The 11,721-nt window shown below is 54.9% G+C and carries 11 protein-coding genes; 2 read left to right on the top strand and 9 right to left on the bottom strand.

The window, feature by feature from the left end; genetic code table 11:
• Positions 1–438: 438 nt before the first annotated feature.
• A complete protein-coding gene (locus KI231_RS19620) occupies positions 439–1,767 on the top strand; it encodes a hypothetical protein (RefSeq protein ID WP_212809740.1) in 1,329 nt (442 codons plus the stop codon).
• 105 nt (positions 1,768–1,872) lie between these two features.
• Here the strand turns inward: KI231_RS19620 and KI231_RS19625 are convergent, their stop codons facing one another.
• From KI231_RS19625 to KI231_RS19645, 5 genes are all read right to left on the bottom strand, one after another.
• A complete protein-coding gene (locus KI231_RS19625; protein WP_213026082.1) occupies positions 1,873–2,952 on the bottom strand; it encodes a reverse transcriptase family protein in 1,080 nt (359 codons plus the stop codon).
• On the bottom strand, positions 2,924–3,235 hold the full coding sequence (locus tag KI231_RS19630; protein WP_102902394.1) for a helix-turn-helix transcriptional regulator: 312 nt from the start codon (positions 3,233–3,235) through the stop codon (positions 2,924–2,926). Before KI231_RS19630 ends, KI231_RS19625 begins: the two co-directional genes overlap by 29 nt.
• A 583-nt stretch (positions 3,236–3,818) precedes the next feature.
• Entirely contained in the window at positions 3,819–4,295 is a 477-nt protein-coding gene (locus KI231_RS19635) for a phage virion morphogenesis protein (RefSeq protein WP_213026083.1), read from the bottom strand.
• 87 nt (positions 4,296–4,382) lie between these two features.
• The gene (locus KI231_RS19640; RefSeq protein WP_213026084.1) at positions 4,383–5,129 is read right to left on the bottom strand and encodes a phage head morphogenesis protein; all 747 of its coding nucleotides are present in this window, start codon (positions 5,127–5,129) and stop codon (positions 4,383–4,385) included.
• 1 nt (position 5,130) lies between these two features.
• A complete protein-coding gene (locus KI231_RS19645; protein WP_249412057.1) occupies positions 5,131–5,880 on the bottom strand; it encodes a phage portal protein family protein in 750 nt (249 codons plus the stop codon).
• Between KI231_RS19645 and KI231_RS19650 the strand changes: the two genes are divergently transcribed.
• A complete protein-coding gene (locus KI231_RS19650; RefSeq protein WP_249412058.1) occupies positions 5,879–6,151 on the top strand; it encodes a Mor transcription activator family protein in 273 nt (90 codons plus the stop codon). The two genes, KI231_RS19645 and KI231_RS19650, sit on opposite strands and share 2 nt — an antisense overlap.
• Positions 6,152–6,765: 614 nt before the next feature.
• On the opposite strand, the gene KI231_RS19655 is transcribed toward KI231_RS19650, so the two are convergent.
• From KI231_RS19655 to KI231_RS19670, 4 genes are all read right to left on the bottom strand, one after another.
• The gene (locus tag KI231_RS19655; protein WP_213026085.1) at positions 6,766–9,192 is read right to left on the bottom strand and encodes a TonB-dependent siderophore receptor; all 2,427 of its coding nucleotides are present in this window, start codon (positions 9,190–9,192) and stop codon (positions 6,766–6,768) included.
• 98 nt (positions 9,193–9,290) lie between these two features.
• Positions 9,291–10,274: a FecR family protein gene (locus KI231_RS19660; RefSeq protein ID WP_213026086.1), complete on the bottom strand. Its 984-nt coding sequence runs from the start codon at positions 10,272–10,274 to the stop codon at positions 9,291–9,293.
• 40 nt (positions 10,275–10,314) lie between these two features.
• A complete protein-coding gene (locus KI231_RS19665) occupies positions 10,315–10,806 on the bottom strand; it encodes a sigma-70 family RNA polymerase sigma factor (protein ID WP_213026087.1) in 492 nt (163 codons plus the stop codon).
• 103 nt (positions 10,807–10,909) lie between these two features.
• Positions 10,910–11,716: a hypothetical protein gene (locus tag KI231_RS19670; protein ID WP_213026088.1), complete on the bottom strand. Its 807-nt coding sequence runs from the start codon at positions 11,714–11,716 to the stop codon at positions 10,910–10,912.
• Positions 11,717–11,721 lie beyond the last annotated feature (5 nt).

The following is an 11,721-nucleotide window of genomic DNA, read 5'->3' on the forward strand; positions in this document are numbered from 1 at the left end:
TGGTGCTTGATCCTGCTAGGAATTTTCTTTGCCAAATTTTTTGACGGTGTGTTTCATCTTTTCGAAGGAAATAGGTGTTAATTGCACCGAAAAAAATCGACCAATAGGAGCAAGTTGTAAATGGGAACTGGCAAGCGAGGAAAGCCCCCTACGCAGAAGGCAAAATCTGGCGTCGTTCGGGTAAGACGCCGGGATGATTTTCTAGAATCGACAATTCGAACCCTCCGAGATATGGCAGGCAATGTTTGCTCGTTTCCTGATTGCTCTGTTCATACCCACGGGGCCAAAGGGTCCCTAGATGGAGCATTCAGTATCGGTGTCGCTTGCCATATCACCGCTGCGGCTCCAGGAGGTCCTCGCTATGATCAGAACCAAAGCGCCGCAGAGCGTAGAGACGTCAGCAATGGTATCTGGATGTGTCAGACGCATTCGAGGCTCGTGGACGCAGACGACTCCCCATATCCTGTTGAGTTGCTTCGCGAGTGGAAGCGACAAGCCGAAATCCGTGCTAACCAAATGGTTAATCAGCGGGCATTTACAGAGCGAGAGCTAAAGTCGGCAGTAAAAGACGAATCCGTCGATATATTGGGAAGATATATCAACCGATTTACTGATCCCCTTGGAACACCTGTCAATGAGATGCTAAGCACCTATGAGTCTGGCATGTCTGAAATTGACCCGCGATTCAAAGTTCGGGTTAATAAGAGTGCGAGCGGAATAAGTCACGAAATATTCGCAGTGGCGCCAGACGCGAAATTTAATTTACTCATCCGTGGTGTTGATGAACTTAAGGATTTTGAAGCGGCCGAAAGAGCATTTTTTGAAGAGGGGCGAGAACTGAGTATCCCGAGCTCGAATTTTGAATTTGCTGGTTCCAAGTTATTCGAGGCAATCCACCAGCGACTTGATACAGATCGCGTCGGAAGCATAGTCCTAGGTGGGATCAAGAAAAAAATCAACGCAAACCTATTCGCGTGCGATGGAGAAGGACACGAACACTTTATTGATTCATTTGACGCGGAGTACTCCTCCGGGACATTAAGAACCATAATTCAAGGAAGTTGCCTTGGTGGCTTTCTTACGTTTGAGCATAGACTTGAACATAATGGTGGCAGCCTTCTGAATATGAGCATTGACGTTAAGGCTTGGCAAGGGCTTGATGTTTTAGAACTACCACTATTTGGGCGATTGACAAAAGCACTGCAATACTTGGAAAAAGGCAGCTTCGTTGTAGAGTTTGAGGTGGCCAATCGACTCGTTCGAATAGATACGAAGCAAAGCCCAGAATCAAATGGTTTTGCAGAGCATTTTTCCTATTTTATAACCATGATAGATCAGTGCCGCAAAATTGCAGAGAAATGCGAAGACAACATATTTATGTTGGACATTAATTTTACTGAGGAAGTGATTGTTTTTCTCAGAAAGCTCACCCGTCTAATAGACAATAAAATCATTGGCCGAAGGGCTCCATCAATGCTCTGTCGAGGGACTTTCGATTGGTATGATGGCTATTCAGTTGAGGATTTAGATGATAAGGTTCAGCGAATTACTCTTCAAAATGAAATTCGTCCGGAAATAAATCTGCTTGGTCAAATGGTGAAAGCACCTAGAATCTCAAGTACTTATACGGGTGTTGAGGCGGTTTTGTATTGTGACTTAGAGGAAAGAGAACAAGTCAAAATGGAGATAGTCACCACGGAGAATACTTTAATTGAACACCAATTTAACGATGTCGATCGGTGGGAAGTGCTTGCCTTGCCAAGCTGAATGTTTTAGAAATGCAGGATAATAAATGCACTTTCTGAAACGGCGTAACAATGTTCAGCTGAAGCATTTTTAGCTTTGAAAGCATGTCTTGCTAACGAAAGCTACCTAAGATTTACTGGGGCTTTGTTCCGTTTCCCATGGAGGGATGAATTTATCGTCAATCAAGTCTGTGGCCTTCAGAGACGGTCGATACTCACCGTCTCCAAGTGACGCCGAATTAATATCTCTAATGCTCCTATTGTACGTATTAGCCAACGATTTGAAATCGTTATCAAGGTACGCTGCTTCACCTAGTAATCCACCCAGTTTGTACTCCAGCTGAGTTTTGGTAAGGCCAAAGCTATCGCGCTTTCCTTCGAGGGCCAGTTTAATTAATCTCATTTTTCTAAACCTAGCATTGGGGACCCTCAATGCCCCTTCAGAAACCACGGTGCCAGTAATATGCTTGGGAACCTCTGCGCCGAAAAGACGTGTTTTCTTGGCCGCGGTCAAATGTCCATATTTTTTCACTATTTTTTCGACTTCCCATAGGAACCCGTGGGTTATGCGAGCGCCCGAAAATGTCAGGTCGTCAACATAGCAAGTAAATTTTAGGTTTGAGTTTTTCGCCAAGACACTCAGCTCGTCAAATAATGGCTTGTTAGAATAAAACGACAGTAGAGGGCTTAAGGGGCTCCCCGTCGGGATGCAGTCATCACAAGTAACGAGTTCAGCATAAAGATTGGCGATATCACCTGGGCACTCAAGCCGATCCCTGAAGAAGTTAAATACCTGAGACTTTTTAGTGGAACGAAAAAAATTGCTAATATCGAGCGTCGCCACCATGCAGCCGCTCAAATGTTGTTCGGCATTCCTCTTGTATGATGTTCCCTTTAAAGCTGATTGCATGTATTCAGGCACTTTGACACAGCGCAGTAACTTCAGAATACGCTCGTGAATGGCTATTAGTTTTCCTTTAGGCTTTTGCACCCATCGGGATTTAGGTGGCTTGCCAATTTTGAAAGGGTCAGGTTTGGGAGTCATCTCAAAGCGTTTGTAATCTCCTATGCTGCATAGAAGGTCATGGATGCTGAGAGAGAGAATAGCTGCTAACTTCGATCGTGAAGTGGTTTTGTACAACGCGCTTTGTGATATCTCGTAGGACTTTTTCTCTTGCTTAGCCTTTTTTACTCGCTTTGGCTTCATTTTTATTTTCAATCCATTCGAGAAGATGAATTACTTTTTTTGCTACTCCCAGGCGCAATCTGTTCGAAGGCTTAGGCGCGTCAAGATTCTCAGAAAAGAACAGTATTGATGACAACGGAATATCGAAACGATTGCTGTACTTTCCTAGCAATTCGATAGTCGGTTGCTTTTTGCCTGACTCTAGCTCGGAAAGGTGGGAATTTGAGATTCCCAGCTCCTTACTCAGCTCTGTTTGCGACAGATCGTGGTAGGTTCGAATCAAGCGTAATGCCTGGTTCAGCATCACAGCATCCTCATTAATAAGTGACAACAGCGGGGGTTAGGCATTAGAAGAGCTCACGAAGATTTTCCATTAGCTTTGGCCAGTGTTTGTCGATCAGAGGAAACAAAAATCCGACCAAACGTACAACACACATCATCAGCCTTAACCACTTAACAATCTTTCGTTTTCTAACAACCGGACGTCGTTTGGCGGGTTTTGCAATTTTCATGGGTTTTACCTCAGTTGCCCCTCTCAGACGTTGAGAAGGTCTCGCATGCAACTGGATAGAAAATTGGAGCAAACGACGCTTTTCCCCCCTTCTGAGCACCTGCTTCCGACTCGCACGGAAGCAGTATCCCCGCGTCTCCGGATCCCTGTGCTGCCGGGTGCCGAAGCGCTTGGGAAAGGGTTTAGAGGCAAGCCTCCACTGGACCGAAGCCCTCACAACAGCGAGATGATCTCCTTACCGCAGATGCAGGCTAACTGAGGCTTCGCGACAAGTCAAAAATATTCGCTAATAGCGAATATTTTTAGTCCGAAGGGCTGCGGCTTGCTCCAGCTACAGGTCAGGTAAAATTTGCCTTCCTCTCTTTTCTCCTGTCCTTCAGCCGAGCGCTGCGCTTTCTAAATAACTGAGAGCCAGCAATAAAACAGCACTTTCGGCTTGCGGTTGCAGGTGGCCTTCGCTGTCCATCGGTAAATATGGCCTCGCCGGTATGTCACCCCACAGCTGCGGAAAGTCTGCCTGGTCTCCTCCAAACTGCATCATCGCCGCATACGGTTTGTTACTACCGACCATGGCCGAGCTGGCCTTTGTGTGGGTGGTAATTGAGGCTGCAAGGCCTGCGGCGCTGACCTGCAGGATCTGGCCCGGCCAGTGGCCGTGTTTGGCTCGGTTTTCGGTGGTGACGTCGGAGAGTTCTGGCCATCGGGGGCGGCCTTCGTGTTCGAAGTTTTCTTCGGTCTGGCTGGCGAGTTCAGTGGCGATGGTTTGCATCAGGGGGTTGAGGTCGCCGACGGCCGATTCTATTTCGCTGAGGGTTTGTTGCAGACTTTGTTGGTTTATTTCGATGGTGAGCATTTTGGGTTTTTGTTCCGGTAAGGAAATTTTGTGGGCTGGTAGGCCGCGATCGCTGGCAAGCCAGCTCCCACAGGGAATTGGGGTGGGTCAATGGGTGTGGTTTTGAGTGACGGTTTGTTTTTGTTTTAAGGCTTGGGTCAGGCCTGCGCCTGGGGCGTGGTTGAAGCCGGGGTCAGGACGGAATGTGATGGATTGGTTTTGGCTGGTTTGGACGGCCAGGCCTTTGCGTTTGACGGCGGCTTCGGTCAGGGCGATGACGCGGCAGCGGCAGTTGTAGCCGTTGGGTGGGTAGATGGTTTGCCAGATGGGGTCGTCATGGCGGTAGACCTGGCCGTGGAGTGCGCGGTGGCTGGGGCGGGTTTTGCTGTCGAGGATGGCGACGAACATCCAGTACGGGTGGGTCTGGGTGGTTTGTTCCATGGCGGTTTTGCGACCGGCCATGTAGGCGCTTTGCAGGTTGGTTTGGTAGATGGTTTTGAGGCGGCGTGGGCTGCCGAGTTGGACGGGTTGGGCGGCGCCTTGGCTGTCGACGATGATGGGTTTGCCCCACCAGCCTTGGTCTTGCAGGGTCGGCTGGAGGTTGTTGGTGAATTGTTTGAGGGTGTGGCCTTGTTGCAGGGCTGTTTCGAGGGCGGCGCGGATGTCGGACAGCAGGTCCAGGTGCATGGCTTTGGCGACGGTGAAGGCTTGGTCGTGGGCTTGATCGAGCATGTCTTGCCAGTGCCAGGTGATGGCGTAGCCCTTGGCTTTGAGGTAGGCGATGGCGTTAGCGGGTTCGAGGCCGAAAACGGCTTTGAGGTCGATGGGGTTTACGGGTTGGGTCTGGGTGGCCATGTCAGTCTTCTTTGTCGGCGGTGGCGCTGAGGTGGCCCCAGGTGTTGGCGATGAAGATGAGGTGGGCCAGTTGCTGTGGGAGGGCTTGGCTGTCCATGTGTGGGTAGGCTTCGGCCAGCAGGCCTAAGGCGTCGGTGTCGTTGTGGCTGTGTTGCAGGGCTTGGATCAGGGGCGTGATGGCGTGTTCGGTGTGTTGTTGCAGGGTGGCGGCCGGCAGGCTGTTGATGGCTTGGTCTAGGGCCAGTTGGTCGAGTGCGAGGCTGGTGGTGGGTTCGGCGAATGCGGCTGAACCGGTGGTGGCTGGTGGTGGTTGCAGGTCGCCGTCTTGCAGGTTGTAGGTGCGTTGCCAGTAGGCGTTGCTGAATTTGACACCGGATTCGGTGAGGGCTTTGTCGCGTTGGGCGAGGCTTTTGTCGATTTCTTCTTGTTGCCACAGGTGGTAGTCGGGGGCAGCGATGTGGGGGCCGAAGTTGAGGTCGACGACGTGGCGGATGCAGGCGTTGAGTGCGGCGGCGACGATGCTGGCGTCGCCGTCGCGGATGTCTTGGGTGACTTCGGCACCGGCGGTGGCGCTGGCGCGGTTGCTGTCTTTTTCGGTGGTCTGGTTTTGGCCGAGCATGGCGACGTTGATTTCGCTGCGGCAGTACTCGAGCAGTTGGCGGTAGACGTCGGCGCTGCCGGCTTTGCCGGCGGCTTCGATGATTTGGACGCTGGCGTCGTCGGGGATCGCGGCGACGGCGTCTTGGACCATGGCTTCGAGGCTGTCGAGCAGCAGGTTGGTTTCGTCGTCGGTGGCAGCGCATTGGGGTGGGCAGAATGTCTATTTTCCGATGGGGCTGGCGGGGAAGCTTAGTCGGCGGGATCGGCAGATTTTTGAGGAGTTCAACGGGACGAATCATAGTGATCTGGCGCGGAAGTATGCGGTGTCGTTGCAGTGGATTTATAAGATTGTGAAGGCGGTGCGCAAGGATGAGGTGGCGCGTCGTCAGGTGGATATGTTCGCCCCGTCGGTCGAGGACTGATGGGGCGTTTTTTTGTTGCGGTGGGCGCAATGGAATTGCAGGGGGGTCCCGGTTTGTGCCAAGGTAGCCCGGCATATGTCGGGTTTATCTCGCTTTTTGGGTATGATTTAGGTCACGCGTTAACAACATGAAATACCGAGTCGAACTCAGATTCTGAAAGGCTCGCAAATCGGCTCCCTCTCCTTGGGGAGAGGGCTGGGGTGAGGGGCAAATCCAACACAAAACCAAAGCCGACCGCACGCTTCTCACCACTCATCAAAATGAGCGTTAGCTCGAGTACCGCTCTTGATCTTCACCACTCATCACAATGAGCGTTAGCTCGAGTACCGCTCTTGATCTTAAGCGCCCGTCGGAAGGCTGAGCGGAGGGATTGATCCGGGGTGGGAGCGCAGCGACCGTTTGGCGCAGCCAAGCACATCGAGAGGAGGTGCAGCGCAGCAAACCGGAGGCGATGACCCCCGGATCAATCCCGCAGCGAAGGAACCCGAGCCACAGCGAGGGCCGTACGTCAGGGTAAAGCCTTTTTGGTTACTTTTTCGGCGTCTGGAAAAAGTGACCCGCCGTAAGGGCGGAACCCTAAGCCGCCCCAACAAAAACAACGGATATGTACTCAGTCAAAACCCCAAACTGGCCTGAACAAAGAACGTCCGAGGCGCCCCCACATACATCCCCGAATTGTTATCGCTCGAACGCGTAAAGTACTGCTTGTCAAAAACGTTCTTCACCCCCGCCCCCAACTTCAAGTTAGAAACCTGAGGCCCAAAGTCATACCCCCCGCGCACGTTCCAGGTCACATACCCCGGAATATCGCCGTACTGCCCATCCGCCGTGCCGTCAGTGATGTAATTGCCGTTAAAGCTGCCATCAGCATTCACCCCAGTACCCGGCGAACGCTGTTTCGACTGGGCAAACCCATCAATGTTGTAAGTCCAGCGATTGACGTCATACCGCAAACCAACCGTCGCCACCTGACGCGAATAAAACGGCAGATCACGCCCCTTGAACCCCGGAATCTCGCCTTCATACGTCGCGCGGGTGTAAGTAAAACCGGCATTCGCAGTCAAGCCATCCAGACGCGGATCCAACGCCGCCATATCGTAATGCACCGACGCCTCAATCCCCTGGTGCTTGGTCGCACCCAGATTGGTCCAACCCACATCGTTACTGATGTACTGCAGTTCGTCGTCGAAGTCGATGTAGAACAGCGTCACTTCCCCGCCCCACACGTCATCGTTGTAGCGCGTACCGATCTCGTAAGTCTTGGCCTTTTCCGGCTCAAGACCGTTGGCCGTCTGGTCGCCCGAGCCGCCCTGCCCCAGCTGGAAATACTGCAGGCTGCCAAACGACGTTTCGTAGTTGGCGAACAGCTTCCACGCATCCGACAGGTGATACATCACGCTCAGCGCCGGCAGCGGTTCGTTGCTTTCGATGCTGCGGTTTTTCTCCTGAACCGGTTTGCCCGCCGTATCGAGCACGGCGCGATCGTGCCAGTCAGTGCTGATGTGTTCAAAGCGAATACCCGGCGTGATCGTCCAGTTGCCGACGTCGATCTTGTTGTCGATGTAGACCGAGTTGGCTTCGGTGCCGCCCGTGCGGTCCTGGAACACATGGCCATCGGACGTTGGTGTGAGCACCGGCTGATTGTTGACCAGCGCCACACGGCTCGACTGCTCGTGCATCGCCTCTTTCAGATAGCGATAACCGACGCTGACTTCCTGCGTGGTCGGGCCGACATCAAAGACACGCGATACGCGCGGCTCGATACCCAGCGTGTAGTACGAACGCGGGTACGAGCTGAGGGTTTTCTGGTCGCGGGCGGCGATGGTGCTGCCACGGAAACTGTCGGTGTAGTAGGTGAGGATTTCTGCCTGGGTGCGTTCGTCGATCTGGCGAATCCACTTGAACGACACGTCTTTGCGCCGCCCCGTGAATTGGTCGTAGTCACGCACCGAGTCGTACGGTTTGTCGTCGTACTGCTTTTGCGTGAGACCGCCGGGCATGTCGGCGCTGGCGTCGTAGTAATGGAAATTGAGGCTGAAATCGTCCTGATCGGTCGGAGCCCAATGGGTCTTGAGCAGTACGTCGTCGATGTCGTTGCCGTTATTGCGCTCACGATAACCGTTGCCGTTGACGCCCGAGTACAGCAACGCCACGCCCATGCCGTTATCGGCAGTGCCGCCGAGGAATGCGGTGTCGATGTGCTTCCAGCCGCCGTACCGAGTGGTTTCCAGCGTGGTGCCGATTTCACCGGTGGCTTTTTCCGGAATGGCCCGAGTGACGAAGTTGATCACGCCGCCGACGTTTTGTGGCCCATAACGCACGGACCCGGCGCCGCGGACCACATCGATGCTGTCGAGGTTGCCGGAGGAAATCGGCGCCATCGACAGTTGTGGCTGGCCATAAGGCGCGAACGCTGCCGGCACGCCGTCGATCAGCACAGTCGAGCGTGGCGACAGGCGCGAAGTCAGGCCGCGCACGCCGACGTTAAGGGAGATGTCGCTGCCACCGGTGCCGTTGGAGTCCTGCACCTGCACGCCCGGCACACGCTTGAGCACGTCACTGACGTTCATCGCGCCCTGCTCGACCATCGCTTCGCGGCGGATCACCGTGCGTGCGCCAGGGTGGTTCTGCACCACGGCGGCATTGGCGTCGCCCAGCCAGTCGCCGACCACTTTGATGTCGGTCACGCCCAGTTCCAGCGGGCCATTGCTGGCAGCGGAAGTCGCCGCGGGCGACAGGGTCACCGACCCTTCGTTGATCTGATAATCCAGACCGCTGCCTTGCAGTAATTGGCGCAGCGCCTGTTCCGGAGAGATGTCGCCATCCACCGCTGGGGCTTGTTTACCGGCGACCAGATCGGGACTGAAAAACACTTGCAGCGAAGTCTGCTGACCCAGTTCGCTCAGGGCCTGGCCCAGTGGCTGGGCGCGGATATGAATGGCGTCGGCAGCGTATGCCAGAGGCATGGCAGCGTTGACCGCCAGCGCGAGGGCCAGCGGCAACCAAGGGGATTTCTTGTTGTTGGCAGTGGTGGTTTTCACGTCGAACGTAGTCCTGTGGATCGCAAGAGTGTGCGGCTGTTAATGCAAACCAGTTGCAGTTGAACAGGAAGACGATGAACTCGAAAAAAACCTGAATTTTATTTTGAAATTATTTCCTGACTGCCATCGGCGAGGGTGCGAACGGCCACCGGCAGGATGCTCGGCAACGCCTTGAGCAAGGCGTCGGTGTTGTCGGATTTGAACACGCTAGTCAGGCGCAGATTGGCCACGGTCGGGTTGGCGACGGTCAATGGTTTTTCGCGATAACGCGACACTTCGGCGGCGACTTCGCTGAGGCTGGCGTTGGTGAACACCAGTTTGCCGCCGCGCCACGCCGTCAGTTCGGCCGGATTGACCGCATAGGCTGCCGCGACTTTACCCTGCGCATCGACATAGCTGCCAAGGCCCGCAGTCAGGCTGATGAACTCATTGTCCGGCGCATGACGCCCCTGCACCTTGACCGTGCCCTGCTCCACCGCGACCCGGGTTTGCGTGACATCGCGACGTACATCGAAGCGCGTGCCGGTGACCGTGACCTTGCCGCTGCCGGCCTCGACCACGAAGGGCCGGGCGCTGTCGTGCTGGACGCTGAACATCGCCTCGCCTTCAGTCAGCTCGATCAGCCGGTGATCCTTTGCATAGCGCACCTGCAAGCGGCTGCGGCTGTTCATATCGATCACCGAGCCATCCGGCAGTGCTACATGCTTGCGCTCACCCAGCGCCGTGGCGAATTCGGCGCTGTAGCCGCCCGGATGATTCAAACCGCTGAACAGCCCGAGCCCAAGCGCCACCGCCAGCACACTGGCCGCCACTACGTAGCGCAGCAGCGGACGCCGTTCGCGACGGCTCGGTGGCGTATCGATAAGGGCTTTGAGGCGTGGCGCCGGCAGCAGATCCGCCGCTGACCACAAGCCTTGCAACAACTGAAATTCGGCACGGTGCTGCGGATGTTCATTCAGCCAGGCATCGAAGCGCTGCTGCTCGTCGGTACTGACAGCCGACTCCTGCAAACGCACAAACCAGCGAGCCGCATCATCGCGCACCGTTGTTTGCCCGCACGCGCAATCACGAGTATCCATCATGGAATGTCCTGTTTGGCTGGGGATGAAAAAGCACGGTCGCTCATGACTGCAACCCGTCGAGGCGATCACGCAGATGCCGCAGGGTGCGGATCATATACTTTTCGACCATGTTCTTGGACAGCCCCAGGCGTTCGGCGATTTCCGCCTGGGTGAGCCCTTCAATCTTCTGCCAGACGAAGATCTTTCGGCAGTTGACCGGCAACTCGGCGAGCGCGCGTTCGATGGAGTCGGCCAGCTGGATCGCATGCATGTAATGCTCCGGGTCGCCGGACGACGACTCACCATGATCGATTGCCTCCGACTCCATGGCACCGCGCCGGTCCTCACGCCGATAGCCATCGACCGCGATATTGCGTGCGGTCTGATGCAAATACGCCCGGGGCTGCTGCACCGCTGTCGAATCGGACTCAAGCACCCGCACAAAGGTGTCGTGCGCCAGATCCTCGGCCTGCGCGCGATTGCGCAGGCGACGAGTCCAGGTGCCGATCAACTCTTCGTAGTGCTCGAAAAAGCCGGGTCTGCGGGGACGCATGGGGGTATGGGTGGCGTGCTGAGGAAAGGGCGTGAATAGTAATGCTTCCTATTAAGCCCGGCAATTTATTCCTTGGCGCACCGCAACGAGAACAGATCGCCGCTCATTTGTCCTGATCAGGATCGACAATGCCGAAACAGCCAGTCGGCGGCTGCAAATACAAATAGAGCGGATTGACCAACAAGTGCGCATCGCCGCAGGTGATCAAGTGCATGTGGTCGCTGTAGGTGTTGATCAGGTGCTGGATCCTCGGGGCGATGTGCTGGTGAATACCCGTGCGCAATTCCATCCCGGCGCGGTAATACGTCGAGTAGAGCTCCTTGAATTTGGCACCGTCGGTGGAGGGAATCGGCTTGACCGTGGAGGAGGAACTGACAAACGCCTGGAATTTCTCGAACGCGGATTTTTCCCCGACAAAAGGCTTGGCGAAATCGACGATGGCCTGGTACTCGGCTTTGAGAAAACCCATTTCGGCCACTCGTGCGCTGTCCCCCAGCACGCCCTTGATCAAACCGACGGACACCGCACTGGGAAAGCAATTGGCGTTGTTCATGTAGTTTTTCATCAGGTTTTCGATGATAGGGAAAACCTCATGCTCCCAACCAAAGACCTTGCCATTTGTGAACACTGGCCCGAACAGCGGCGGTACCGATTGCAGCGAGACCGCGCGCGGATACTGCTCGACATGGCAGACAATCTTGTTGGCCTCAATCAGCGGCTGGAAGAAATTCGCCCAGACACCGCGAGCCGCCCATTGAAAAGGCGGCTCACGGTGAGCATCCCCGGTGAGAAAAATCATCGGGTCATACTCATCCGGAAATTGCTCGGCGGCTGCGGCAAGCTCCTCCGCACGCTGATCCGACATCAATACACCTTTGTCGATCCACCAGTTTCCTTTCCGATCGCCCATGAGCA

The organism is Pseudomonas sp. Seg1 (genome assembly GCF_018326005.1).
Lineage (GTDB): Bacteria > Pseudomonadota > Gammaproteobacteria > Pseudomonadales > Pseudomonadaceae > Aquipseudomonas.